The 26,266-nt window shown below is 64.4% G+C and carries 22 protein-coding genes; 5 read left to right on the plus strand and 17 right to left on the minus strand.

The window, feature by feature from the left end:
- Positions 1 to 11: 11 nt before the first annotated feature.
- The 7 genes from cobA to ACFO3E_RS00270 form a co-directional block, all read right to left on the minus strand.
- Positions 12 to 794, minus strand: a complete 783-nt coding sequence (gene cobA / locus ACFO3E_RS00240; protein WP_066524943.1) for a uroporphyrinogen-III C-methyltransferase — start codon at positions 792 to 794, stop codon at positions 12 to 14.
- Positions 781 to 3,393, minus strand: a complete 2,613-nt coding sequence (locus ACFO3E_RS00245; protein ID WP_066524947.1) for a nitrate reductase — start codon at positions 3,391 to 3,393, stop codon at positions 781 to 783. Before ACFO3E_RS00245 ends, cobA begins: the two co-directional genes overlap by 14 nt.
- 111 nt (positions 3,394 to 3,504) lie before the next feature.
- A complete protein-coding gene (gene nirD / locus ACFO3E_RS00250) occupies positions 3,505 to 3,840 on the minus strand; it encodes a nitrite reductase small subunit NirD (RefSeq protein WP_066528717.1) in 336 nt (111 codons plus the stop codon).
- 5 nt (positions 3,841 to 3,845) lie between these two features.
- Positions 3,846 to 6,353 (minus strand): nitrite reductase large subunit NirB, encoded by a 2,508-nt coding sequence (gene nirB, locus ACFO3E_RS00255; protein ID WP_380801676.1) that lies wholly within the window; start codon positions 6,351 to 6,353, stop codon positions 3,846 to 3,848.
- A gap of 294 nt (positions 6,354 to 6,647) precedes the next feature.
- Positions 6,648 to 7,892, minus strand: a complete 1,245-nt coding sequence (locus tag ACFO3E_RS00260) for a nitrate/nitrite transporter (RefSeq protein WP_066528720.1) — start codon at positions 7,890 to 7,892, stop codon at positions 6,648 to 6,650.
- 239 nt (positions 7,893 to 8,131) lie between these two features.
- Positions 8,132 to 9,334, minus strand: coding sequence for a CmpA/NrtA family ABC transporter substrate-binding protein (locus tag ACFO3E_RS00265; RefSeq protein ID WP_066524953.1), 1,203 nt, complete (start codon positions 9,332 to 9,334; stop codon positions 8,132 to 8,134).
- Positions 9,331 to 9,912, minus strand: a complete 582-nt coding sequence (locus tag ACFO3E_RS00270) for an ANTAR domain-containing response regulator (protein ID WP_066528723.1) — start codon at positions 9,910 to 9,912, stop codon at positions 9,331 to 9,333. The genes ACFO3E_RS00265 and ACFO3E_RS00270 overlap by 4 nt, the downstream gene beginning before the upstream one ends.
- A gap of 187 nt (positions 9,913 to 10,099) precedes the next feature.
- On the opposite strand from ACFO3E_RS00270, the gene ACFO3E_RS00275 reads away from it, so the two are divergent.
- Entirely contained in the window at positions 10,100 to 11,680 is a 1,581-nt protein-coding gene (locus ACFO3E_RS00275) for an ABC-F family ATP-binding cassette domain-containing protein (protein WP_380801679.1), read from the plus strand.
- On the opposite strand, the gene ACFO3E_RS00280 is transcribed toward ACFO3E_RS00275, so the two are convergent.
- From ACFO3E_RS00280 to ACFO3E_RS00290, 3 genes are read right to left on the minus strand one after another with little or no spacing between them, the layout of a single operon-like run.
- Complete coding sequence (locus tag ACFO3E_RS00280; protein WP_066528726.1) at positions 11,674 to 13,152, minus strand: DHA2 family efflux MFS transporter permease subunit; 1,479 nt, start codon at positions 13,150 to 13,152, stop codon at positions 11,674 to 11,676. The genes ACFO3E_RS00275 and ACFO3E_RS00280 overlap by 7 nt on opposite strands.
- A gap of 56 nt (positions 13,153 to 13,208) precedes the next feature.
- Entirely contained in the window at positions 13,209 to 14,357 is a 1,149-nt protein-coding gene (locus ACFO3E_RS00285) for an EmrA/EmrK family multidrug efflux transporter periplasmic adaptor subunit (RefSeq protein WP_380801681.1), read from the minus strand.
- Positions 14,350 to 15,861, minus strand: a complete 1,512-nt coding sequence (locus ACFO3E_RS00290; protein WP_066524960.1) for an efflux transporter outer membrane subunit — start codon at positions 15,859 to 15,861, stop codon at positions 14,350 to 14,352. Before ACFO3E_RS00290 ends, ACFO3E_RS00285 begins: the two co-directional genes overlap by 8 nt.
- Positions 15,862 to 15,949: 88 nt before the next feature.
- On the opposite strand from ACFO3E_RS00290, the gene ACFO3E_RS00295 reads away from it, so the two are divergent.
- On the plus strand, positions 15,950 to 16,621 hold the full coding sequence (locus ACFO3E_RS00295; protein ID WP_082919546.1) for a TetR/AcrR family transcriptional regulator: 672 nt from the start codon (positions 15,950 to 15,952) through the stop codon (positions 16,619 to 16,621).
- A 51-nt stretch (positions 16,622 to 16,672) separates the two neighbouring features.
- A complete protein-coding gene (locus ACFO3E_RS00300) occupies positions 16,673 to 17,296 on the plus strand; it encodes a response regulator transcription factor (protein WP_066528730.1) in 624 nt (207 codons plus the stop codon).
- Positions 17,297 to 17,299: 3 nt separating this feature from the next.
- Here ACFO3E_RS00300 and ACFO3E_RS00305 read toward each other — a convergent pair whose 3' ends face one another.
- From ACFO3E_RS00305 to argH, 5 genes are read right to left on the minus strand one after another with little or no spacing between them, the layout of a single operon-like run.
- On the minus strand, positions 17,300 to 18,256 hold the full coding sequence (locus tag ACFO3E_RS00305; RefSeq protein WP_066524962.1) for a zinc transporter ZntB: 957 nt from the start codon (positions 18,254 to 18,256) through the stop codon (positions 17,300 to 17,302).
- Complete coding sequence (locus tag ACFO3E_RS00310; RefSeq protein WP_066524964.1) at positions 18,253 to 19,011, minus strand: precorrin-2 dehydrogenase/sirohydrochlorin ferrochelatase family protein; 759 nt, start codon at positions 19,009 to 19,011, stop codon at positions 18,253 to 18,255. The genes ACFO3E_RS00305 and ACFO3E_RS00310 overlap by 4 nt, the downstream gene beginning before the upstream one ends.
- The gene (lysA, locus tag ACFO3E_RS00315) at positions 19,011 to 20,276 is read right to left on the minus strand and encodes a diaminopimelate decarboxylase (protein ID WP_066524967.1); all 1,266 of its coding nucleotides are present in this window, start codon (positions 20,274 to 20,276) and stop codon (positions 19,011 to 19,013) included. The genes ACFO3E_RS00310 and lysA overlap by 1 nt, the downstream gene beginning before the upstream one ends.
- 22 nt (positions 20,277 to 20,298) lie before the next feature.
- Positions 20,299 to 20,562 (minus strand): hypothetical protein, encoded by a 264-nt coding sequence (locus ACFO3E_RS00320; RefSeq protein ID WP_066524970.1) that lies wholly within the window; start codon positions 20,560 to 20,562, stop codon positions 20,299 to 20,301.
- Positions 20,559 to 21,926, minus strand: coding sequence for an argininosuccinate lyase (argH, locus tag ACFO3E_RS00325; protein WP_066524977.1), 1,368 nt, complete (start codon positions 21,924 to 21,926; stop codon positions 20,559 to 20,561). The genes ACFO3E_RS00320 and argH overlap by 4 nt, the downstream gene beginning before the upstream one ends.
- Before the next feature lie 43 nt (positions 21,927 to 21,969).
- Between argH and ACFO3E_RS00330 the strand changes: the two genes are divergently transcribed.
- Both ACFO3E_RS00330 and ACFO3E_RS00335 read left to right on the plus strand, forming a co-directional pair.
- The gene (locus ACFO3E_RS00330; RefSeq protein WP_066524978.1) at positions 21,970 to 22,566 is read left to right on the plus strand and encodes a TlpA family protein disulfide reductase; all 597 of its coding nucleotides are present in this window, start codon (positions 21,970 to 21,972) and stop codon (positions 22,564 to 22,566) included.
- Between the two features lie 184 nt (positions 22,567 to 22,750).
- A complete protein-coding gene (locus ACFO3E_RS00335) occupies positions 22,751 to 25,369 on the plus strand; it encodes a TonB-dependent receptor plug domain-containing protein (RefSeq protein WP_066524980.1) in 2,619 nt (872 codons plus the stop codon).
- Between the two features lie 104 nt (positions 25,370 to 25,473).
- Here the strand turns inward: ACFO3E_RS00335 and ACFO3E_RS00340 are convergent, their stop codons facing one another.
- The gene (locus ACFO3E_RS00340; RefSeq protein ID WP_082919548.1) at positions 25,474 to 25,647 is read right to left on the minus strand and encodes a Trm112 family protein; all 174 of its coding nucleotides are present in this window, start codon (positions 25,645 to 25,647) and stop codon (positions 25,474 to 25,476) included.
- Positions 25,644 to 26,255 carry an LON peptidase substrate-binding domain-containing protein gene (locus tag ACFO3E_RS00345; protein WP_082919549.1) on the minus strand — a complete coding sequence of 204 codons (612 nt, stop codon included), beginning with the start codon at positions 26,253 to 26,255 and terminating at the stop codon, positions 25,644 to 25,646. Before ACFO3E_RS00345 ends, ACFO3E_RS00340 begins: the two co-directional genes overlap by 4 nt.
- Positions 26,256 to 26,266 lie beyond the last annotated feature (11 nt).

Consider the following 26,266-nt stretch of genomic DNA (forward strand, 5'->3'; position numbering starts at 1 on the left):
GGGCTGAGCCTTCAAGCCTGAAGAGCGACGCTTGCGGCGACCTCACCAGGCATGGCCGTGCCCGCCACCGCTTCGCCAATCAGAAGCAGGGTCGGATCTTCATCGCTGATCGTGGCGACCAGGAAGGCAAGCGCGGACAGCTTGCCGCGGATCAGCCGTTCGCTGGGGAGCGAGACATTGACCGCCACCATCACGGGCGTTTCCGGATCACGCCCAGCGGCGATCAGCTGGCGGCTGATCTCTCCGGCAGCGGCGCGACCCATATAGATGCCGAGCGTGCCGCCGGGTCGGGCCAGCGTTTCCCAGTCGAGCTTGAGCGGTTCGCCGGCCTTCAGATGCGCCGTCACCAGGGTCAGGCCCCGCGCCACGCCGCGTAGGGTGAGCGAGGCATGGCCACTCGCCGCCGCCGCGCTGGCCGTGGTGATGCCGGGGCAGATGCGGAAGGAAATGCCGTCTGCGGCCAGATGCTCCATTTCTTCCGCCGAACGACCGAAGACGGAAGGATCACCGCCCTTGAGGCGCACGACGCGCTTCCCGGCCTTGGCAGCGGCGAGGAGCAGGTCGTTGATGCTTTCCTGCGCCTTGCTGTGTCGGCCCGAACGCTTGCCGACACTCACCCGTTCGACCCCCTCGGGGATGAGGTCGAGTACGCCGGGCCCCACCAGCGCGTCATAGAAGACGATCTCCGCTGCCGCGATCAGCTTTTCGGCCTTCCGGGTGAGCAGGTCCGGGTCGCCCGGACCTGCGCCCACCAGCCAGACCTGTCCGGGGGCGATAAGCTCATTCTGCTGCATGGAGTGTCTCCTGCGGAATTTGGGTCAGGATGTTGGCGAGCGCGGGGCGGCATGATCCACAATTGGTGCCCGCGCCGATCGCCTTGCCGATGGCGGGCACATCGACGAGATTCTGCTCGCGTATGGCGGCCATGATCTGATTGAGGCCGATGTCGAAACAGACGCAGATGGTCGGCCCCTTGTCCGGCTGGTTGCCCGGCCCCCGCGCGGCTAGGACGGAGGCGCCCACCTCTTCGACCTGGAGCTGGCCGATCAGCCAGTCGCGCGACGGGAGCAGGCCGGTCTTAGTGACGATCAGGATGCCCGCGAGCTTCCCTTCCGCGATGATCGCGACGCGGCGGGTGCCGCGCGTCTGGTCGATGGCTTCGACCCGATCACCCTTCGGCAGGCAGGCTTCGAGCCGCACCGCATCCCCATTGCCCGCGACCTCGTAAAGCGCACCGCCCGTCACGGTGATGCGGGTCGCCCAGAGGCAGGGGACCTTGGCGGGCTGCTCACCGCGCAGGATCAGGAAGCCCTTCCATTCGGTCGAGACTTTCTCAAGCGCCGCCGGGGTCGCCTTGAAGCCGGGCTGGCCCGAATGCGGATCCACCAGGGGACGGGGCAGCAGGCCAGTGCGGCCGCCGGTCGAAATCTGGTCGGTCCAGTGGATCGGCGTGAATATCTCGCCGACGCGCTGACCTTCACTGACGCTGGCGCGAAAGAGGCTGTTCCCCTGCGCGGTAGAGACGCGGGCGAGATCACCATCGGCGATGCCCAGCGCCTGCGCGTCCTGCGGATGGACTTCGACCAGCGGTTCCTCGCGGTGACGGGCGAGCTTGGGCGCAAGGCCGGTACGCGTCATGGTGTGCCACTGATCGCGATAGCGCCCCGTGTTAAGCGTCAGCGGCCATGCTTTTAGCGGCTCCTGCAACTCCAACTGCTTGGTAAGAACCAGCCGCGCCTTGCCCTCCGGGGTCGAGAAGCGGCCATCGGCGAAGGGCTTGTCGCCGCCCCAGCGGAAGGGCTCCATCGTCTCATAGGCGTCGTTACCGATGGTGGCGTGGCTGCGCAGGTTGAGCACGCGCTGGCCGTCATTCTGATAGGCGGTCAGGCGCGCATGTTCGCGCCAGATGTCGGCGGGCCGATCATAGGCGAAGGCGTTGCGCCAGCCCATGCGGCGCGCGACTTCGGTCACGATCCACCAGTCGGGCTTGGCCTCGCCGGGCAGCGCCAGGAAGGGACGCTGGCGGCTGATGGTGCGGTCCGAATTGGTAACGGTGCCGTCCTTCTCGCCCCAACCGGCGGCGGGCAGGCGAACGTCGGCATAAGCGCTGGTGTCGGTGTCGGCGATGATGTCCGAGACGACGACGAAGGGGCAGGCTTCCAGCGCCTCACGCACGCGGTTGGCGTCGGGCAGCGAGACGGCGGGATTGGTCGCCATGACCCATAGCGCCTTCACCCGGCCTTCGTTGATCGCGCGGAAGAGATCTACGGCTTTCAAGCCCGGCTTGGTCGCCATCTTCGGCGCAGCCCAGAAGCGGCCCACTCGCTCCACATTTTCAGGCGCAAAGTCCATGTGGCTGGCGAGCGTCGAGGCAAGCCCACCGACTTCGCGGCCGCCCATCGCGTTGGGCTGGCCGGTGATCGAGAAGGGCGCGGCGCCCGGCTTGCCGATGCGGCCGGTGGCGAGGTGGACGTTGACGATCGCGTTGACCTGATCGGTGCCGCGGATCGACTGGTTGATGCCCTGGCTGAACATCGTGACGGTGCGCGGGGTCGCGGCGAACAGCCTGAAGAACTGCTCCAGCAGCGCGGGTGCGATGTCGCAGGTCTTGGCCGTGCTCCACAGATCATGGCCGGTGCGGATATGCTCCCAAAAGCCTTCGGGTGCGTTCACATGCTCGGCCATATAGGCTGGGTCGGCGATGCCTTCCTGATCGCACCAGGCGAGCAGACCGTTCATCAGCGCGACGTCGGTGCCGGGCTTTACCGGCAGGTGCAGGTCGGCGCCTTCACAAGTCTCGGTGCGGCGCGGATCAATGACGACCAGCTTGGTGCCGCGTGCGGCGCGGGCGGCCTGGATGCGCTGATAGACGATCGGGTGGCACCAGGCGGTGTTGGAGCCGACCAGCACGATCAGGTCCGCTTCCTCCAGATCGTCATAGCTGGCGGGCACGACATCCTCGCCAAAGGCGCGGTTGTGGCCGGCAACCGCGCTCGACATGCAGAGGCGGCTGTTGGTGTCGATGTTGGAGGAGCCGATGAAGCCCTTCATCAGCTTGTTGGCGACATAATAATCTTCGGTCATCAACTGACCGGACACGTAGAAAGCCACGCTGTCGGGTCCGTAGCGCTCGATCGTCTCGCGAAAGCGCTTCGCCACCATGTCGAGCGCCTTGCCCCAGCTGGCGCGCTTGTCGCCGATCATCGGGTGCAGGAGGCGGCCTTGCAACCCCACCGTCTCGCCAAGATGCGTGCCCTTGGAGCAGAGGCGCCCGCCATTGGCGGGATGCGCTTCATCGCCCTTGATCGTGACCGACCGGGGCCCGGTCGGCGTGGCCGAAATGCCGCAACCAACGCCGCAATAGGCGCAGGTGGTGCGGATGGCCTGAGTCATGCTCTTACCTCTTGTCCAAGAGAGAGAATTGGGTGGAGGCGCATGCCGCAAGGGATGGCCAGCATGCAACCCCCACCCGGGTCCCCGCCGTTGTGGCTGGGGACCGGAAGCTCAAGCCGCCGCCTTCATCTCGGTCGGGCGGGCGATCAGGATGCGACCGCCCTCCTCTTTCACCGCGATGGTCGGCGTGCAGCCTTCATCCGCGCCCTGCGCTTCGCCCGTCTTCAGGGCGATGTTCCAGTTATGGAGCGGGCAGGCGACGCTATGGCCATGGACGATGCCCTGGCTCAGCGGGCCTTTCTTGTGCGGGCATTCATTGACCAGCGCGAAGACCTTGTCGTCGCCGGTGCGGAAGACGGCGATTTCCTTTTCGCCGGCAATCCGCACGGTGCGCGCGCCACGCTGGGGAATGTCGGCCAGCGTTCCGATATCGATCCAATCGGTCATGTCGTTCACTCCGCAGCGATGGCGATGGGGTCGAGATGCTGATGCAGTTCTGCATTCGCACCGGCTGCGCGTTCGGCCCAGGGATCATCCTGGCTGAAGCTCTGCGAATAGAGGAAGCGGGCACGCAGGGCCTCACGGCCAGCGTCGTCTTCCACGATGCGCTGCTTGACATATTCGACGCCGACACGCTCGATCCAAGGCGCGGTGCGCTCCAGATAGCGGGCTTCCTCGCGATAGAGCTGGGTGAAGGCGGCGCAATAATCGAGCGCCTCCTGCTCGGTCGACACCTTGCACAGCAGGTCGGTGGCGCGGACATGGATGCCGCCATTGCCGCCGACATGCAGTTCGTAGCCCGAGTCCACACAGACCACGCCAAAGTCCTTGATCGTCGCCTCCGCGCAATTGCGGGGGCAGCCCGACACGGCGATCTTGAACTTGTGGGGCATCCACGATCCCCAGGTCATCCGCTCGGTCTTGACGCCAAGGCCGGTGGAGTCCTGCGTGCCGAAGCGACACCATTCGGACCCGACGCAGGTCTTCACCGTGCGCAGCGACTTGCCGTAAGCGTGACCCGACACCATGCCCGCGGCATTGAGGTCGGCCCAGACGGCGGGCAGGTCTTCCTTCTTGATACCGAAAATGTCGAGACGCTGGCCGCCGGTGACCTTCACCATCGGCGCATCATATTTCTCGACCACGTCGGCGATCGCGCGCAGCTCACGCGGGTTAGTGAGGCCACCCCACATGCGCGGAACGACCGAATAGGTGCCGTCCTTCTGGATGTTGGCGTGCATGCGCTCATTGACGAAGCGGCTCTGCTGGTCGTCCTGATATTCACCCGGCAGCGCGCAGAGCAGATAATAGTTGAGCGCGGGGCGGCAGGACGAGCAACCGTCCGGCGTCGACCAGTGCAGCTTCTGCATCACTTCGGGGATCGAGCGCATATTCTGCGCCACGATTTCGCGGCGGACATCGTCATGGCCGAAGCTGGTGCATTTGCACATCGTCTTCGGGCCGGACTGAACGTCGTCGCCCAGCACCACCGCCAGCAAATTCTCGACAAGGCCGGTACAGCTGCCGCAGCTGGCCGAAGCCTTGCAGGATCCACGCACCGCATCGAGGCTGCAATTGCCCGCTTCGATGCAAGCGACGACCTGGCCCTTGCTGACGCCGTTGCAGCCGCAAATCTCGGCATCGTCCGAGAGCGCCGCAACGGCCGCCTTAGGGTCCAGTGCGCCCCCTCCAGAGGCGAAAGCCTGGCCGAAGATCAGCAGGTCCCGGATCTCGCCGACATCCTCGCCCCGCTTGAGCAGGTCGAAATACCAGCCGCCGTCCGCCGTATCGCCGTAGAGCACCGCGCCGATGACCTTGTCATCCTTGACCACGACACGCTTGTAAACGCCGCGCGACGCGTCGCGCAGGACGATGTCCTCGCAACCTTCGCCGCCCGAGAAGTCACCAGCGGAGAAAACGTCCAGGCCCGCGACCTTGAGCTTGGTCGAGGTGACCGAGCCCTTATAGCCCGTATGCTGGTCGGTGAGGCCGTCCGCGAGGCTGCGGCACATGTCCCAGAGCGGGGCGACGAGGCCATAGACATTGCCGTCATGCTCGACGCATTCGCCAACGGCGAGGACGTCAGGGTCGCTGGTGACCATATGGTCATCGACCTTGATGCCGCGATTAACGTCGAGGCCGGCTTCGCGCGCCAAGGCGGTCGAAGGGCGGATGCCCACCGCCATCACCACCAGGCTCGCCGGGATTTCGCTGCCATCCTTGAGGCGGACGCCCTCGACCTTGCCGTCGCCATAGATCTCAGCGGTGTTGGCGCCGGTCAGGATGGTCTGGCCGCGGCCTTCGAGCGCTGTCTTAAGCAGCCAGCCGGCCGCTTCGTCCAGCTGCCGCTCCATCAGCGTGTCCATGAGGTGGATGACGGTCACCTTCATGCCGCGCAGGGTCAGGCCGTGTGCGGCTTCCAACCCAAGCAGACCGCCGCCGATCACCACCGCGCGGCCGCCGCCATTCGCGGCCTCCAGCATGGTGTCGACATCCTTCATGTCGCGGAAGCTGATGACACCGGGCAGATCCTTCCCTGGAACCGGGATGATGAAGGGATCCGACCCGGTGGCGATCAGCAGCTTGTCATAGCCAACAGTGCGACCCGACTGGCTCGTGACGGTCTTGGCGGTGCGGTCTATTCCCGTCACCGGATCACCCGCGATCAGCTCGATATTATTTTCCGAGTACCATTCGCGGCTGTTGATGATGATGTCATCGAAGCTCTTCTCCCCGGCCAGAACCGGCGAGAGCATAATGCGGTTATAGTTCACATAGGGCTCGGCGCCGAAGATGGTGACGCGATAGCGTCCCGCATCCCGTGCCAGCAGTTCCTCGATCGCGCGGCAGCCGGCCATGCCGTTGCCAACAACCACCAGATGCTCACGAACATCGTCGGAGGGCACGAAGATTTCCTCTTCGCTGGCCGTCTCCGGTCCGGTGTTGTTCTGAAAATCCATCCCTTGACTCCAGAATAAAAAAAAAGCCGCCATCCGGACACCTGGGCTTTGAACCCAGAGGTCTGGATGGCGGCTTTGCCATCATTCACGCTTCATGCGATCCGTCCATGGACCCAGTCAGCTATGTAGTTCGAGGACAACCTTGCCCTTCGCATTGCAGCATAAATGAATCACGGGTCGGGTCAAGTGATTCCTTAGCCAAACTTTTCTTTGCAAACTGCGAAAGTGAACCCTTCGCAAACGCGAAAAGGGCGGCAGCCTTCGCGGGCCGCCGCCTCCTCTCCTGCTAATTCATCAGATGCGCGCGGCGCTGCTCCATGTCGCGCGCCAGCGGGCGCGGACCAGCGAAATGCCGAGGAACGCGACCACGCAAAGGCCCGCGAAGATCAGGAAGCCGGGCGCGAAGCTGCCGGTGAACTGCTTGGCGATGCCCAGCGACGAGGCAAGGTAGAAGCCGCCGATGCCGCCCGCCATGCCGACCAGCCCGGTCATTACGCCGATCTCCTGCTGGAAACGCTGCGGCACCAGCTGGAACACCGATCCGTTGCCCACACCCAGCGCCAGCATCGCGGCGACGAAGAAGCCCAGCGCGGACACCAGGGTCGGCGCATAGGACACACCGGCGAGCGCCAGCGCGGCGGCGATATAGACCATCATCAGCGCCTTGACGCCGCCGATCTTGTCGGCGAGCGCGCCGCCCATCGGACGGACCAGCGACCCGGCGAACACGCAGCCCGCGGTGCAATAGCCCGCAACGATCGGGGTCAGGCCGAACTGGTCGGTGAAGTAGATCGGCAGTGAGGCAGCAAGGCCCACGAAACCGCCAAAGGTCACCGCATAGAAGCCCATCAGCCACCAGGCGTCAGCCGACTTGAGCGGCCGGAAATAGTCGACCAGCTTCTTCGGAGCGGGCGCATTGGGCGCATTCTTCGCCATGAACATATAGGCGATGAAGACGATGGTCAGCGGAATGCAGGCAAGGCCCAGCACCGAGTTCCAGCCGAACAGCTTGGCTAGGATCGGCGCGAAGAGCGAAGCCAGCACCGTGCCCGAATTGCCCATGCCGGCGAGGCCCATGGCCTTGCCCTGATGCTCTGGCGGATACCAGCGGCTGGCTAGCGGCAGCGCGATCGCGAAAGAGGCACCGGCAAAGCCCAGGATCACGCCCAACGCCAGCGTGCCACCAAAGCTGTTGACGCCCATGAACCACGCCGTCGCAAGGCCGACGATAACGATCACCTGGCTGATCGCGCCCGCCTGCTTGCAGCCGATGCGATCGACCAGCAGGCCATTGACCACGCGCAGCAAAGCGCCTGCGAGCGTCGGAACGGCGACCATCAGCCCCTTTTCAGCAGGCGTCAGGCCCAGCGTCTTGGAAATGGACGGCGCGAGCGGCCCCAGCAGCACCCACACCATGAAGGCGAGGTCGAAATAGAGGAAGGCAGCGATAAGGGTCGGCGTGTGGCCAGCTTTCCAGAAGCTGGTCGGAGCGGCTTGCCCCTCTGCGCCTTTCTCGCTGTCCCAATAAGCAGTTGCCATGATGACGTCCTTCAATCTTGTGAAATGGACACAAAAAAAGCCGCTCTCCGGACGCTCGTTCTTCACGAGACCCGGCCAGCGGCTTTGCTGCAAAATTCTGTTTGGAGAGCGCGACCCCATCCTTGGGCGTGCTCATCCGTAAACGCGCTTCGTCGCGCGACCTCTCCCTTATCTAATGATTCGCCTCATGTTGCAAGGCACAATTTCCTGAAGGACGCTGTGGCCGCGTCGAGCCAAAGCTAAAAACTCGCCAGAAAATCCTCGATCCGTTCGGGGTCGAACACGCGTCCGTCGAAGAATCTGTCCGGTCCCAACGTCAGTTCACCCCGCTTGGAGCCCACGGCCAGCGGCGTGGCGACAGCGCCTTCCACCTTCATGCTGGCTCCGGGGATAGGCACATTGCTCTCTGCGAGTGCGCGGCGAAAAATATCCGGCCGAAAGACCGCTCCCGCCTTCGCCGCATTCTCCGGCGTATGCTCCACCATCTTCCAGCGGACCATCTGCGAATACAACCACAGCGCCTGACTGCGCCAGGGAAAGGGCGTGGCCTCACGGGAAAAAAGCATGAAATCAGGCATGTCGAGCGACGGCATGTCCGCCCGCGCCGTGATGCGGCCGGACAGCGCGCGCTGGATCAGGTCGGCGGGCTGATCGACGAAATGCGGTTGAGACAGCAGATGCGCCAGTGCTTCGTGGTTGGCGGGCTCGTCGCACCAGGCGGCCGCCCGCGCGAGCGCTCGGATCAAACCATCAACGACATGGGGATTTTCTTCCAGCCAGGGCGTGCGAAAGGCCAACACCTTCTCGACTCCCCGCTGCCAGATGCGCTCCCCGATCGCAACCGCTTCGGCAAGGCCGGCATCAACCGCGGCGCTACCCCAAGGTTCGCCCGCAATGAAACCGTCGATCTCGCCCGCGCGCATGGCTTCCACAGTTAGCGAAGGGGGCACGACGCGCAACAACACGTCCCGGTCGGGATCGACACCCGCGCTCGCCAGCCAATAGCGCGACATGAGAGAGTGGCTCGAAAAGCGATGGACGACGCCGATCACGGGCTTGCGCTTCCAAAGCCCGATCGCGGCGGCAAAGTCATGCGCGGTCCCCAGCGGATCGTCGAGCCGGGCAGCCACATCCGGGTCGAGCGCCTGGGCGAACTCCTTCGCCATCACCAGCATATTGCCGTTAACATTCAGCTTGTAGGGCGCGGAAAGAGGCGCAGGTTGCTGGCTCAGACCCAGCGTGACGGCGATGGCGAGCGGAGCCAGCATATGCGCGGCCTGCACCTGCCCAAAGGCAAGCCGGTCGCGTAACGTCGCCCAACTGGTGGTGCGGACAAGGTCGAGCGTGATGCCCTCTTCTTCTGCGAAGCCCTTTTCCCGCGCCACCGCCAGCACGGCAGAATCGGTCAGCGGCAGATAGGCGATGCGCAATGCTGTCGTCACAGGCCCCCTCCCAACAGGTCGCTGGCCGTAATCAGAGCCTGAGCGACATCCACGATTTTCTTCCCTTGATTCATCGCGCTCGACCGCAGCAGCGTATAGGCGTCCGGTTCGCTGAGGCCACGCTGGCTCATGAGAATGGATTTGGCGCGGTCGATGATCTTGCGGTCGGACAGCGCGGTGCGCGCCTCGTCCAACTCGGTCTGCAGCCGGGCAAACGCGTTGAAGCGGCGCACCGCCAGTTCCAGCACGGGCTTCACCCGCTCCTTGCGCAACCCATCGACGACGTAGGCGGACACGCCCGCATCGATCGCGGCGCCGATCATCGATTCGTCCGATTGATCGACGAACATGGCGATCGGCCGGGCGAGAGCGCGGCTGACCGAGAGCATTTCCTCCAGCGTGTCGCGGCTGGGACTGCCAAGATCCATCAGCACGACATCAGGCGCCATGCGTTCGAGCCGCGCAACGAAGCCGCCGCGCGGGGGAACGATATGGATGTCGTCATAGCCTGCTTCGCGCAGTCCTTCTTCCAGAACCGTCGCGCGCAGGCCACTGTCATCGATGATGACGATTCGCATCTGACCCAGCCCTTTTGGCCCTTCAGTGACCGCGATGCCGCGCCGCGTCAATCGGTGCCGGGTGTCACCGGTTGCCAGCAGCACGGCCCTGCTATATTAGCACGAACCAGTTTTCGGAGGATCATCAACATGGACATGCACCTGATCGCGCTGCCCCAACGCTCTGCTTTCAGGAAGTTTTTTGTCCATGCCTTCGATCATTCTCTCTCGTTTAAGCTGGTCCGCGCCTGACGGGACCAGCGTCCTTTCGGACCTCGATTTTCGTTTCACTTCCGAGCGGATTGGGCTTGTCGGACGCAATGGCGTCGGCAAATCGACGCTGCTCGCGCTCATCTCCGGCCGACTGAAGCCAGGCGGAGGAAGTGTCCAGCTCAATGGCAAGGTGGCCGAACTGCGCCAGACGGTGCAGGTCAATCCCGGTGAAACAATCGCCGACCTGTTCGGCGTTCGGGACGCTGTAGCGCTGCTCGTCAAGGCGGAGCGCGGGGAAGCCACAGTTGATGAGTTGGAGGCGTGCGATTGGACGCTGTCGGCCCGGCTGGAGGAAGCGCTGGCCGAGGTCGGCCTCACCGCCGCCCTGGAAACAGAGTTGGCTAAACTGTCCGGCGGCCAGCGCACGCGGGCGGCGCTTGCTGGAGCGGTTTTCGCCAAACGCGACTTCCTGCTCCTGGATGAACCGACCAATAATCTGGATGCGGAAGGCCGAACCGCGCTCATTGCGCTGCTGGGACGCTGGCGTGCGGGAGCGATCGTTGTCAGCCATGACCGCGCCCTGCTGGAAGAGATGGACGCGATTGCCGAACTGACCAGCTTGGGCATCAACCGCCACGGAGGAAACTTCTCGTCTTGGCAGGCGCGTAAGGCGGTCGAACTCGCAGCGGCGGAACAGGACCTCGCCCAGGCCGAAAAGCGGATGAAAGACGTCGCCAAGCGAACGCAAACGGCTACTGAGCGCAAGCAACGGCGAGATGCCGCAGGTGCGCGAAAGGGAGCGAAAGGCGATATGCCGCGCATCCTGATCGGCATGCGCAAGGACCGGGCCGAGGGCTCAGGCGGCGAAGCGGCCCGGCTCGCGGATCGCTTACGGCTGGAGGCCGCAGAGGCCGCGAGCGCCGCGCGCGAGCGGATCGAACGGGTCGAAAGTCTGACGGTCGCGCTGCCATCGACGGGCCTATCGGCGGGGCAAAGGATCGTTGTGATGGACCATATGACCGCGGGTCGGGCGGGGGGCAAACCAGTGCTCCACGACTTATCGCTAAATATCACCGGCCCCGAACGGATCGCGATCAGCGGCCCCAATGGCGCAGGCAAATCGACGCTGCTGCACGTCATCGCGGGCACCCTGTCCCCATTGTCGGGGCGCGTCGATCGGCCCGTCGCCTGCGCACTGCTCGACCAGCGGGTGGACCTGCTCGACCCGAGCGCCAGTATCGCCGAAAATTTCTCGCGCTTGCACCCTCAAGCGACGCATAATGAGGTGCGAGCGGCGCTGGCGCGCTTCCGGTTCCGCGCGGACCTCGCGTTGCAAAGCGCCGGGAGCCTTAGCGGCGGACAGTTGCTGCGCGCCGGGCTGGCCTGCGTGCTGGGCGGTGCGGTGCTCCCGCCGCTGCTGATGCTGGACGAGCCGACCAACCATCTTGACCTCGATAGCATCGCCGCGATCGAACAAGGGCTGGCCGGCTATGACGGCGCGCTGATCGTCGTGAGCCATGACGAGGCATTTCTGCGCGCCATCGGGATAAGCCGGGAAATCCGCCTCGGTCAGTGAGCGGCCGACATGTCCACTCGGGCGGTCGGCTTGGGCGCAATCCAGACCAGCGCCCCGGCGAGGAACAGGACCAGCGCGGCGACGAAGAAGACATTGTTCATCGACAGCACGGTCGCTTGCTGATCGACCAGATCGGCGATCATCTGCGGCGTCTGTGCAGCGGTTATGCCTGTTCCGGCCAGCGAGGAGCCTACGCCCGGATCCAGCGCGGACACCAATCCGTCGCGCGCGACGCGTTGGCCGTTGCCCCAGCCAGTGAGGACGATCGAGGTGGAGATCGCAACGGCAAGAGTTCGCAGGAAGCTCTGCATGCCCGCTGCCGAAGCGGTTTCCTCCGGCCGTACGGAGCCCAGGGTCAAGGTGGTCAGCGGGATCATGAAGAAAGGCATGGCGAAACCCTGGACAACCTGTGGCAGCGCCAGCGTCCAGAAATCAGCCGTAGTGGTCCAGCCAGAGCGCCAAAGCGTGACAAAACCCATCCAGATCACCGACCCGGAAATCAGGAAGCGCACATCGATCTTACCCACGGCGCGTCCGGCGAAAGGGGCCGCCAGAATCGCGGTCATCGCGGTGAAGGCGGTCACGAAACCCGCCGAATAGGCCGTGTAGCCCATCGACATCTGAAGCCATTGCGGGATGATGACGATGCCCGCAAAATAGGCGCCAAAGCACAGGGACAGCGTCACCACGCCCGATGTGAAGCCGACATGGCGGAACACCCGCAGATCGACGATCGGATGCTCTTCGGTCAGTTCCCATATGATGAAGACGAGGAAGCCGACCGCGGCCATCACGGCCAGCGCGACAATCATCGGATCGCCGAACCAATCATGGTCGCGGCCCGTATCCAGCATGATCTGAAGGCACCCGATCCAGAAGACCAGAAGGCCAAGACCTATATAGTCGATCGGCAGCTTGCGTCTTTCGGTTTCGACAGGCCCCAGCAACGCCATCGCCGCAAAGACGCAGACGGCGGCGATCGGAAGGTTGATGAAGAAGATCCAGTGCCAGCTCCAATTGTCGCTGATATAGCCGCCGACGATCGGCCCGACCGCGGGTCCCGCCAGCGTGGTCATGGCCCACAGCCCCATCACCTTCGCACGCTGTTCGGGCGGATAGATGCGCATCAGCAGCGTCTGCGACATCGGCATCAGCGGACCGCCGCACAAACCCTGCCCGATCCGGCAGGCGACGATCATGCCGAGCGTGGTCGATAGACCGCACAGCAAGGAGAAGAGCCCGAAGCCGATCATGCCCCAGATGAAGAGGCGCACCGTCCCGAACCGCTGGGCAAGCCAGCCGGTAAGGGGCACGCAGATCGCTTCCGCCACAGCGTAGGATGTGATGATCCAGGTGCCTTGGTCCGGCGAGATGCCGAGATTTCCCGCGATGTGCGGCACCGACACATTGGCGATCGTCAAGTCCAGCACGACCATGAAATTGCTGAACGCCAGCACCATCCCCGCCAGCATGCGCTGGCGTGGATTCAGCGGAAAGGTTTCGGCCGCGCCGGTCACCGCACGGCTCCTCAATCGCCCGACAGATCGATTTCGACCTCGGTCGAAAGCCCCACGCGCAGCGGATGTGCGGCCAGTTCCTTGGGATCAAGCGCGATGCGCACCGGCAGGCGCTGAACCACCTTGATCCAGTTGCCGGTCGCGTTCTGCGCCGGGATCAGCGCCATGGATGAGCCTGTGCCGCCCGAGAAACCGATGACCTTGCCATGATAGACGACGTCGCCGCCGTAGATGTCCGCCACCACCGTTGCGGGCATGCCAATGCGGACGCGACGCAGCTGCCGCTCCTTGAAATTGGCATCGACATAGACCTGGGCAAGCGGAACGATGCTCATGATCGGGTTGCCCTGCGCCACACGCTGGCCGACCTGCACCTGTCTGCGCGTCACGACGCCATCGATGGGCGCACGGATCACGGTGCGATCAAGATCCAGCCGTGCATTTTCGAGTTTCGCTTTGGCGGCGAGTACGGCGGGATCGGTTTCGATCGTCGATCCGCGCACCAGCGCATCATTGGCCGCCAGCTCCCCTTCTGCCGCGCCCTGGGTCGCCTTGGCTGTCGCCACCCCTGCCCGCGCTTGCGCCAGCCCCGCCCGTGCAGAGGCAAAAGCCTTGCGCGCGCTGGTGACCTCATCGCCCGACACTGCGCCTTCGGGCGCAAGCGCCTCGCGCCGCTGCAGATCGATGCGCGCCTTGTCATAGTCGGCCTGCGCGGCTGCGAGTTGAGCGTTCGCTTGAGCGATAGCGGCTCCCCGCGCGTCAACCTGCGCGGCGAGCGAGGTGCTGGTTGCTGCTGTCTGGCGGAAACGGCGGCGCGCTTCGGCAAGGTCCGCTTCCGCCTGCGCTATGGCGATCCGCGCGTTGGTCGGGTCGAGCCGCACCAATATGTCGCCGCGCTTCACCGCCTGCGTGTCGGTCACCCGCACCTCGATCGCCTGCGCGGAGATGAGCGGTGTGACCTGCGCGATTTCCGCATTCACATAGGCATTGTCGGTGCCGACATACGTGCGGCCGACCAACAGATACCAAAGGCCATAGACGGCCCCGAGGATGAGCACGGCTAAACCCAGGCGGACCAGCCATTTCTTGCGCTGTTCCATCCGCGCGCTCTTATCGACCGTGCCGGCTTCGGACGTGAATTCGGGGGCTGCATCAGCCATTGGAGAGGTCCTTGGACGAAGTGCCGCTGGCGGCGAAGCCGCCACCCAGCGCACGAATGAGGGCAATGTCCAGCGTGAAGGCGCTGGCTTCCAGCTCCGCAACGGACTGACGCGCCGCGAGCAGCTGGTCTTCGACGTTCAGCACATCGAGATAGGTGAACAGGCCGCCGCGATAGCGTTTCTGCGCGATCGCATAGGCTTCTGCCGACGCCGCCAACGCCGCGCGCGCTTCCGTCAGCCGCTGGTCGAGGATGCGGCGGCTAGTGACGGCATCGGCCACTTCCCGATAGGCGCCCAAAACGGTCTTGTCATAATTGGCCACCGCTTCGTCAAAGGCCGCGCGAGCGCCGCGATAGCGACCTCTGAGTTCACCGCCATGGAAGATAGGCAGGCTGATCGCCGGACCGACTGTGCCGAACAGCGAATCCTTACTGAACAAGGTGTCGAGGAAGGAACGCGGGCCTGATGCAGATTGGTCCAGGAAGGAAGTATTGTATCCCAGCGACTGGACGCCGACGAGTGCACTCAGGCTGATGGCGGGGAAGAAATCCGCCCGCGCCACTTTGATGCGCTTGGCCGCTGCCTCCGTACGGGCGAGCGCCGCGGCAATGTCGGGACGGCGCGCCACCAGGTTGGTGGTGACGTCGGCCGGCAGACCAAGTGGAGCGAGGTTGCCCAGCCGAGGCTGCGCGATCGCAAGCCCCCGATCAGGACCCGCGCCGATCAACGCCGCGATCTGATGACGGCGAACCGCGATCGACTGGTCTATGCCAGCCAGCGTCGCCCGCGCAGAAGCGACCGTCGCGTCAGCCTGCCGTACGCTGCCGCGCGTTTCGAGGCCGTTGCGCTGCCGCTGCGTCACCAGCTTCTGGCTGGCGGCGCGGATATCGAGCGCCCGTTGCTGAATCGCCCGTTGGTCGTAAAGCCGGGCGAGATCGGCATAGGCGTCTGCAACCCCGGTGGTGAGCGCCAACCGCGCCTGCTGCGCATCAATGCGCGCCGCCTCCGCCTCCGAAGTGGCTGCGGCCAACGCCGCGCGGTTCTTGCCCCACAGGTCGAGGTCGAAATTGAAATCCAGCGCAACCTGCCCGGTGCCAAGCCATCCCTTGGGCACGAAGTCCTTGGGGAAGCCCATATTATAGCTCTGCTTGGTCGCAGCGGCTGATCCCTTCAGATCGACCGACGGCAGGAGCGGCGCTCCAGCCTGCTGTGCGGCGGCGGACGCTTGGCGGAAACGAGCGGCGGCGGCCGCCATATCGGGCGAGGCAGCAAGCCCCTCTTCCATCAGGCCGTCAAGTTGGGGATCGCCATAGACCTTCCACCAACCCTCCTCAGGCCAGAGGGCACTGCCCTGCCCCAAGGTCTGGGACGCCGCGACGCTTTGTGCCGTTCGGGGAGTCGGCTTGGAACCAAGATCGGGCACCGACGCGCAGGCGGCCAAGGCCAGCATCGCCGCTGCCGAAGCGCCGGTACGCAAGGAAGGGATGAAACGACTCACGGACATATAAACCGTACTAACTGGTATGAAAAATGCCCTTGCTCCTGCTACAGAGCCTTGTCAATAAAAATATCGTACTCTATGGTACGCTTTTATGACAGAATCGACCGACACCCCTTTGATGTCCCGCCGCGAAGCGCGCCGACGTGACCGTCGCGGCGCTATAATCGCGGTGGCGCGGCGATCGTTCCTGGAAAATGGCTATGCAGCCACGACCATGTCTTCAATCGCTGCTGATCTGGGTGGATCGAAGGGGACATTGTGGAGCTATTTCCCGAGCAAGGAGGAATTGTTCGCCGCGGTATTGCGTGATGCGACGGAAACCTATCATGCCAGCCTGATCCAGTTGCTCGATCCGCGCGGAGAGCTTGAGCCGACCCTCCTTCGCTTCAGCCATGATTTGTTGCGCAAGGTGACGTCGCCCGAAGCGATCGCGCTGCACCGGCTCGTCGCCGCGGAAGCCAGCCGTTTCCCCGAAATGGGCGCTATCTTCCTCGAACTAGCGCCACTCCACACGCGCAATCTGCTCGCGCGGTTTCTGGAGGGCTGGATGGAGCGAGGGCAATTGCGGCGCACCGATCCGCAACTGGCGGCAAGGACCCTGGTCGTCCTGACCCTGTCGGGCTGCCACCAGCAGATGATCTGGGGCAATAGCGAACCGCCCACGGCAGAGCAGATCCAGACGGATGTCGCCTTCGCCGTCGATTGCTTCCTGCGCGCCTACGCGCCTGATGGGGAAGCGCGGCCACAGGCAAGCGCGCATTAACCATTTCTTTGCGCAGTTATCCTAGATCAAGCTGTGCAGGAGATGCACGCGATGCAGTTTTTCAAGCCCAATGCCGTCCGGCGGAGCGCAAACAGCGACAATATCGGGACGGGCGTTCCGCAGCGCCGCCGCCGGTTGTTGCTGATTGATGAGGATGACACCGCCCGCGCGGTGATGGCGCGCCGGCTGTCGCACCTGAACTATGACGTCGCCCTAGCGGAAAACGGCTTTTTGGCGCTGAACTGCCTGCTCGCTCGTCCCGTCGATGTCATCATGATCGACATGAACCTGGTCATCCTCCCCGGCATCGCGACGATGAGGAAAATCCGTGCCGCAGGGCTGGCGGGCCAGGCAAGCTTCGTCATGATCGCCGGGCGCCAGGACAGTATCAGCGTGGTGGAAGCGCTGGAGGCGGGGGCCGACGATCATATCACCAAGCCGTTCGACTTTGACGTGCTGGACGCGCGGCTGCGCCATCTCTGCCAACGCGCAGACGAAGTGAGCGCGCTTGCCCGACATAATGCGGAACTGGACGCGCGCATCGCCCGGCGCGCCGTGGAACTGGGCGAGACGCGCGATGCGCTTCAGGAACTGCAAGCCGACAGGGCGCGCCTGGTCTCGTCGATCCAGGCGCTGAACGAGGAGATTGCGCGCTTGAGCGCCAGCCGGAACTGAAGGTCAGCGCCTCAACCAGTGGGTTGCGGCGAACCAGCCGCCAATCCCCGCCGCCATCGCGACACATACCGCCACCACGCCCCAAAAGGCCCAGGCTTCATGGGCGAAGGGGATGCCGTTCACGTTCATGCCCAGCAGGCCGGTCAGGAAGGTCAGCGGCAGGAAGACAAGCGCCACGACGGAAATGATCAGCGCTTGCCGGTTCATCTGTTCGGCGCGCAGGTCGGTCAGTTCTTCATGCGCAAGCGCGGAGCGTTCGCGCACCGCCTCCAGTTCCTCGGCCATGCGGGCGCAACGGTCAGCCGCTTCCTGCAGATGCAGCCGGTCGTCTGCGTGGAGCCAGGGCGCATCGGCGGCCGACAGCCGTTCGAGCGCCTGCCGCTGGGGCGCGATGAAGCGGCGGTAGCTGATCGCCGTGGCGCGGATCTCCGAAACCTCGCGCCGCACCTCGGGCGACCCGGTGTCGCTCAGCGTGCTTTCAATCTCATCCAGATTGTCGCCCAGTTGTGCGATCTCCGGATCAAGCGCCTCGGTGATTTCCTGCGCGAAGGCTGCGATCAAATCGCCGGGGTCGTGGATCGTACCTGCCAACATGCGCTTCATCACAGGCTCGAAGGCGGCGAGCGGACGGTAGCTGACCGAAATGACGCGCGCCTGTTCGGCCCACAGGCGGATCGACACCAGCGGATCGCCGGAAGCGTCATCCTCACTCCCCAGCCCGCGCAGGTTGATGAGCGCACCATGGGCCATCAGCGTGCAACGGGGCCGTGTTTCCTGCGCCAGCAGAGCGGAGAGCGCCGCTTCCGGCATGTGATCGCAGCGGGAGACGATGTCGCGCGCATCCTCCCGCCAGCCGTCGGCATGAATCCAGCTGAAGGTCGCATGATCGGCCTCCGCGCAAAAGGCGTCGAGGGTGATTTCCCGGGCATGGCCGCCCTCATTGACGAAGACCCGGCTCATCGCGGTAGTTCCAGCCAGAGCGAGAGACCTTCGCCCGGATCGGCCGGCGGCGCGGCCGCCCGGATGCGCGCAGCGTCGGCGCGGGCGCGGTCGAGAATTGCGGGCGGCACTTCCGGTGCATGATAGATGCGGTCGGCCTCCCCCAGCAGGCGCGCGGCCCGCAGCGTCAGGTCGTCAGGCTCGCCGGACAATAGAGAGATGTGAATGAAGCGAGAGGCGGCCGCATCGCCCTTCTCGGCCAGCCACAACGGCACCCGGTCCGCCGCATCGTCGCGCATGGGATCGATCACCCCGCCAGCCGCCAGCCCAGCGTCGATCGCGCGGCGGCGCGCGCTCGCATCGGGCCAGCGCGCGCGGATCGCGGCGCGGGCATCGTAAAGCGCGGTGGCAAGCGAACCGAGCTTCTGCGGCAGCAGCGCCTCGATCCGCTGGCGCAGCGCCTTGGCGAGCCCCGCCGACGCGCCACCCGTACCGATGGCGATCAGCACCGGATCACGATCGATGATCGCAGGCAAAGTAAAGTCGCACAGGTCAGGGCGGTCGGTAGCGTTCACCAGCACGCCCCGCGCCTTGAGCCGGGCGACCGTCGCGTCGTCGCCATCGGCCACGATGGCGATTGCGGCCTCATCACCCTCACCCACAATGCGCGCGCCCGCGCGTTCGAGCAGACGCCGCTTGGCGTCCGCCGCTTCCCCTTTTCCAGTCAGGATGACGGCCCTGCCCGTCAGCGCCAGGAAAACGGGCAGGCTCTTCATCAGTCCTTGACCCAATCCGGGATGCTATCCGCTTCGATCAGCGCCTGGATCGGCGGCCGCGCGCGGACCACGGCCCATTTGTCGCCGGAAACGAGAACTTCGGGCGTCAGTGGACGGCTGTTATAGGTCCCGGCCATGGTTGCGCCATAAGCGCCTGCGGTCATGAAGGCGACCAGATCGCCCGCCTGCACCACATCCATGTCGCGGTGCATCGCGAAGGTATCGCCCGTCTCGCACACTGGGCCGACCACATTGGCGGTCGCCCGTCGTCCCACCGGATCGACTGCGCGAATGTCGTGCCAGGCGTCATAGAGGCTGGGACGCATCAGATCGTTCATCGCCGCATCGACGATGACAAAAGGCGCCTGCGCCCCCTGCTTCACCCGCACGACACGGGACAGCAGCGCGCCCGCATTGCCGACGATGACGCGGCCGGGCTCGAACATCAGGCGGACGTTCCATCCCTGGGTCACACGCGTCACCATCTCGCCATAGGCTTGCGGAAGCGGCGGGATCGGCAGCGACGGATCATAGGGCACGCCAAGGCCGCCGCCCAGATCGGCGGTGCGGATCGCATGACCCGCGGCGCGCAGCTGCTCGATCAGCGCGCCTACCTTGGTGAAAGCGGCTTCCAGCGGCGTCAGGTCGGTCAGCTGGCTGCCGATATGAACGGCGACGCCCTGCACATCCAGGCCGGGAAGATCGCGCGCGGCGGCGTAGCTGTCCAGCGCACGATCATAAGGGATGCCGAACTTGTTTTCAGACTTGCCGGTCGAGATCTTCGCATGGGTCCCTGCATCGACATCGGGGTTGATGCGGTAAGCAACCGGCGCCTTCTTCCCCATCGACAGCGCGACTTCGGACAGCATTTCCGCTTCCGGCTCGCTTTCCAGGTTGAACTGGAAAATGCCATGCTCCAGCGCGAGGCGCATTTCCTCGGCCGTCTTGCCGACACCGGAAAAGACGATGCGGTTCGCCGGAATGCCTGCCGCGATCGCGCGCAGAAGCTCACCGCCCGAAACCACGTCCGCACCCAGCCCCAGCTTCGCCAGGGTCGCCAGCACCGCGCCATTGGGGTTAGCCTTCACCGCAAAGGCGATCAGCGGGTCGCTAAGCTGCGACAGCGCGTCGCGAAAGACATTGACGTGGCGCGTCAGCGTGGCGGTGGAATAGATATAGACGGGCGTGCCGACCGCTTGCGCGATCTGTGCCATCGGCACCTGCTCCACATGCATGGCGCCGTTCACATAGTCGAAATGGTCCAAGGCTTCTTTGTCCTAGCGGGTCTTATCGGGGCTGGCTTTCAGGCGGCAGGTCGAACGGATCATCCTTGCGCTGCTGCGACTGGGTGAGCAGTTCGACGTTGCGCTCGGGCCGCGCCTGGGTCGATGGGGTCATGAGTTGCTGCGCGGTGGGCGCGGCGGCGGCGCCTACCGGCACGGCAGGCATCTTCTGCCCCGCGACGGGTTTCAACGGCTGACGGCCGCCACAGGATGCCAGGGCGAGCGCCAATGCACCAAGCGCCAGTCCCCGGGCGAGGCTAATCCTCATGCCTTCTCCTTCCGCGCCTGCGCGATCCGCGCCCTCACCTGATCGGGCGCGGTGCCGCCATGGCTCTTGCGGCTGGCGACCGAGGCATCGACCGTCAGCACTGCATAGATGCGCTCATCGATGCGCGGGTCAATGGCTTTCAACGTCTCGATCGGCAGGTCGGCGAGCGGCGTGCCCGCGCTTTCCGCCGCCGCGACGGCACGGCCGGTGATATGATGGGCTTCGCGGAAAGGCACGTTCGCCTCCCGCACCAGCCAGTCGGCCAAGTCCGTGGCGGTGGCAAAACCGCTCTCCGCCAGCGCACGCATGCGGTCGGTGCGGAAAGTCACCGTCTCGATCATGCCGGTCATCGCCGCGATCGATAGGCCGATCAGGTCATGCGCTTCGAACACCGGGGGCTTATCGTCCTGCATATCCTTCGAATAGGCAAGCGGCAGGCCCTTCATCGTGACGCACAGCGCATTCATGCAGCCCATGATCCGTCCTGCATGACCCCGCACCAGTTCGGCGGCATCGGGATTGCGCTTCTGCGGCATGATCGAGCTGCCGGTCGAATAGGCGTCGGGCAGCTTGATGAAGCCGAAGGGCTGGCTTGCCCAGATGATGAACTCCTCCGCCAACCGCGACAGGTGCAGCGCCAACTGGGTCGCGGCCATCAGATAGTCGAGCGCGAAGTCGCGATCCGACACGCTGTCCAGGCTGTTGTCGGTCGGCTTGGCAAAGCCCAAGGCCGCCGCCGTTGCGTGGCGGTCGATCGGGAAGCCCGTCCCGGCCAGCGCCGCCGCGCCCAGCGGGCATTCGTTGAGGCGCGCACGCGCATCCGCAAAGCGGCTGCGGTCGCGGCGGACCATCTCACGATAGGCCATCAGGTGATGGCCCAACGTCACCGGCTGTGCCGACTGGAGATGGGTGAAGCCCGGCATCACCGCATCGTCATGCTCCTCAGCCCGGGCGAGCAGCGCCTGCTGCAACTGCTCCAGTCCCGCCTCCACCTCGTCGATGGCGTCACGCACCCACAGGCGAAAATCGGTCGCCACCTGATCGTTGCGGCTGCGCGCCGTATGCAGCCGTCCGGCGGCCGGGCCGATCAGTTCGGCAAGGCGCGACTCCGTGACCATGTGAATATCTTCCAGGTCCAGATTCACCGGCACGCCGCTCGCTTCATATTCGGCCGCGATGGTGTCGAGTCCGCCACTGATCGCCTGCGCGTCTTCCGCGCTGACGATGCCTTGCTTGGCCAGCATCGCGACATGCGCCTTGGACCCGGCGATGTCCTGCTTCCACAATCGCTTGTCGAATGGGATGGAGGCATTTATCTCGCGCATGACCGAAGCCGGGCCGGCCGCAAAGCGCCCGCCCCACATGCTGTTGGAGCCGTCCCCCGTGCGAACTTCCTTGCCCTGCGTAATGACACTGCTCCTGCTGGCTGGCCTCGGCGCGTGCGATAGGCAATCACCGGCTCCGGGGCAAGGTCAAGCAAATAGCAGCGCCGAAGTCCCGGCGGCCAGCGGCGAGGCCAAGGAGCCTGCGACAAGCGGCAAGGGTGAATTCAGCTATACGATCGACCGATCGAAGGCGGGGAGCCCCGCCCCCGATTTTACCTTTGCTGGACCGGACGGCGCGGATGCGACGCTCAAGGATTTCGTGGGCAAGCCGATGCTGGTCAATCTCTGGGCAACCTGGTGCGCGCCCTGCGTGGCGGAAATGCCGACGCTGGACGCGGTCGCGAAGAATTATGGGGCCAAGGGGCTGGCCGTGCTCACCATCTCGCAGGACAGCCAAGGTGAGAGCGCGGTGAAGGCTTTCTTCCAGAAGCACGAGCTGCCCCACCTTAAGGGCTGGATCGACCCGGAAAATCAGTTCGGCTTTCACTATGCCACCGGCATGCTGCCGACGACAGTGCTCTACGACGCGCAAGGCAAGGAGATGGCCCGCGTGGTTGGGGCGCTCGACTGGAACAGCAAGGAAGGTCGCGATCTGATCGACGCGGCGCTGGCGTCCTGAGTCCACTCTACCACGAAGAACCAGCAGACGTATGGCGGCAGAAAATCCGCCATCCTCCCTGCATGCAAAATGCGCCGGCAAATTGCGCGTTTCTCAACCAGCTCATTGTGCGCTGCAATAGCGGCTAATCCGCGGCCCTTCGTCTTTCCCACTGCACGATAAATCAACAATCAGGGGGCAATAGATGAAACGACTATCCGCTCTTCGACTTTCTCTTATTCTGGCGTCCTCATGGTCCGCCTGCGCCATTGCGCAAGAAGCACCGCAAGAGCCGCAGGCCGATGACGGCGGTGCGATCATCGTCACCGGTACCCGCGCGGTCGGCATGCAGGCCGCCGAAGCCGCAGCCCCTGTCCAGGTGCTGAGCGAAGAGGCGATCAGCCATGTGGGCCAGCCCAATCTAAACCAGGTGCTGACCCAGATCGTCCCCAGCTTCACGGCGCAGACGCAGGGCACCGACCTTTCCAGCTTCTCGCTGTCCGCCCGCCTGCGCGGCCTTAGCCCCAACCACACGCTGGTGCTGGTCAATGGCAAGCGGCGTCATGGCAACGGCATTCTTCAGGTGATCTCGGGCGCGTTCCAGGGTTCGGCCGCGCCCAGCATCGACCTCATCCCGCCGGATTCCGTCGCCCGCGTCGAAGTGCTGCAGGAAGGCGCGGCCGCCGTCTATGGCACCGATGCGATCGCGGGCGTCATCAACTTCATCCTGAAGGACGAAGATGAGGGCGGCAGCTTCAAGGTCACCGGCGGCCAATATTATGATAGCGAAGGGGAGCTTTTCTCCGCCTCCGGCAATATGGGCTTCAAGCTCGGCGAAGACGGCTTCTTCAACCTGACGCTGTTCCACCGCCGACAGGACTATACCACGGTGGGCACCGGCCAGGTGCAGATCACGCGCGCCGACGGCACGCTGCAATCTAACACGCCCGCGCAATGGTCGAACCTGGCCGGCGATGCGCTGGCCGGCATCAACGGCGGCCAGCCCCGCACGAAGCTGACGCTCGGCTTCTACAATATGGGCTATGATTTTGGCGGCGTCGAACTTTACAGCTTCGGCGATTACGCCCGCCGCGAGGGCTGGGCAAGGCAAGGTTACCGCCATCCCAAGCGCATCTGCTACGAAACCGGCAATCTGGGCGGCAGCGTAACGACCGCGCCCTATAATCCCAACATCTGCTATAGCGATACGGGCGTATGGGGCATGGTCCCGCTGCAGCATGTGGTCGAGGACGAATATAGCTTCACGATTGGCGCGAAGGGCGAGTTCGGCGGGGGCTGGAACTATGACATCAGCGGCACCTACGGCGCACAGAAGGACAGCATCTACACCGAACAGTCCGCGCATCGCGAACTCTGGCAGGAAAGCTTCGCAGCGGGCGGCGTAGCCCGCGCCATTACGCCCAGCAGCGCCTATGACGGCGGTTTCAAACTGGCCCAAACGACCATCACCACCGACATCCGCAAGGAATTCGAAGTCGGGATGGCCAACCCGCTAACGCTGGCCTTTGGCGGCGAATATCGGAAGGACGAATATGAGATCCTTCAGGGCGACGCGGTTTCGACATATAAGACCGGCGTCCAATCCTTCCCTGGCTACAAGGCGACCGACGCGGGCGACTTCCAGCGTAGCTCCAAGGCCGCCTATCTGAACCTGATCGCTGAACCGGTTGAGGGCTGGAGCGTCGATCTTGCCGGACGCTACGAAGATTATACGGACTTCGGCGATACGGCGATCTGGAAAGCCACGACGCGCTATGACCTCTCCGACGCCATCGCGATCCGCGGCACCGTCAGTACAGGCTTCCGCGCACCGACTCTCGCCGAACAGAAATATTCGACCATCAATGTCGGCCCGACCAGTGCCGTCGCCCAGTTGCCCGCCGGCACACCCGCCGCGGCGCTGCTCGGCTTTGGTCCTTTGAAGCCGGAAAAGTCGAAGAATTTCTCGGCTGGTATCGTGCTGCGGCCGGTGCCGAAGCTGGCGATCACGATCGATGGCTACCTCATCAAGATCAAGGACCGCATCACCGGAACGGCCGCGCGCAACGCGGTGCTGAACGGCGTGGTTCAGCCGGGGGCAGCCGACATCCTGAACGCGCTCAGCGCCGCAGGTATCGTGCTTGATAGCGCGCTCTTCACCAACGGCACGATCGGTGTGTCGAGCTTCACCAACGGCATCGACACCCGCACCTGGGGCATCGATTTCTCCGCCACCTATCCGGTCGCGCTGGACTTCGGCTCGCTCAACCTATCGCTGACCGCCAACTACAACAAGACGAAGATCACCGACAACAAGGTCGGCTATCCGATCTTCAACGCCGCGTCGGAAAGCAATATCGAACGATCCAACCCTGACTATAAGGTTGTGGCCAATGCCCTGTTTAAGAGCGGCAAGTTCTCGCTGAACCTGCGTGAAACCTTCTACGGCAAGACCAGCGTGCTGGTGCGTCCCGCCTTCACGTCCACCGCGGGTGGATCGATCGTGATACCGGAGGGCGGCTTCCTGATCGCCGATGGCGCAGGCGGCGCTAACCAGCTCTACTTCAACGGCGTGGTCAAGGCGACGGCGATCACCGATCTGGAAGTGGGTTACGACTTCACCGACTTCGTCAAATTTTCGGTCGGAGCGAACAACCTGTTCAACAAGCGGCCCGAAGTGCCCAAGCTGCTGCAGGGCGTGACAGTGCCGGTCGGCGTGTCGCCCTATCAGAACGGCGCTGGCGCCTATAACAGCTATTATGGTCACGGCCCCTACAGCACGTCAGGCGGCTATTATTACGCTCGACTGGATTTTAAATTCTGAAAGCTCCTGCGGGTCGCGAAGGAAGGCCGGTCCGGTTCGCCGGGCCGGTTTTTTTCGATCCTACCCCTAGACCGTCACCCCAGCGAAAGCGGGGATGACGAAAGTTAAAGCGGTCGCGCCTCGCGCACCACCAACACCGGCACACCGTCGCGCACCGGAAAGGCCAGACCGGCCGCGTCCGACACCAGTTCATCCCGCTCCGCATTCCAACGCAGCGGCGTGCGCGTCACAGGGCAGACGAGCTTGGACAAGAGATACGGGTCCAGCGCCGCACTCATTGCATCGTCGCCCCGCCATTGCGCTCGATCCGGCCGACGATCTGCATCAACTGGATGATCCGTTCCGACCGCTCGTTCAGCGTGTCCGCCTCCAGCAGCGTCTGCTTGGCGGCGGGATCGAACGGAGCGATCTGGGCGATGCCGTTAACGAGCGACATATCGTCCAGCCGCGACACGGCGGTCCAATCGACGACATAGCCCAGCGCATCGGCAAAGCGCCGCGCCTCCTGCTCCAGCGCCGCGCGTTCGACGGCATGGAGCACCTCATCCTCCGGCGCCTGTTCGACGTCCGCCTCAATCTGGCGGAAGGCGGTGGCGACATCCAGTTCGCGGATCACGCGAAAGCGCGCCAGCCCCTTAAGGATGATGTTAAAACGGCCGTCCTCCAGCGCTTCGATCTCGCTGATGTGGCCCAGGCAGCCGACGTCGAACAGCGGCGGCTTGGGCCCTTTCTCCCGCGGCTGGATCATGCCGATGCGGCGGTCGCGCGCCATCGCGTCGTGGATCAGCGCCCTGTAGCGCGGCTCGAATATATGCAGCGGCAGGTCCATGCCCGGCAGCAGCAGCGCGCCCGACAAAGGGAAGATGGAGACGCGGGCGCGGTTCACTGGGGGAGCCG

Source organism: Sphingobium tyrosinilyticum (assembly GCF_042654265.1).
GTDB lineage: Bacteria > Pseudomonadota > Alphaproteobacteria > Sphingomonadales > Sphingomonadaceae > Sphingobium > Sphingobium tyrosinilyticum.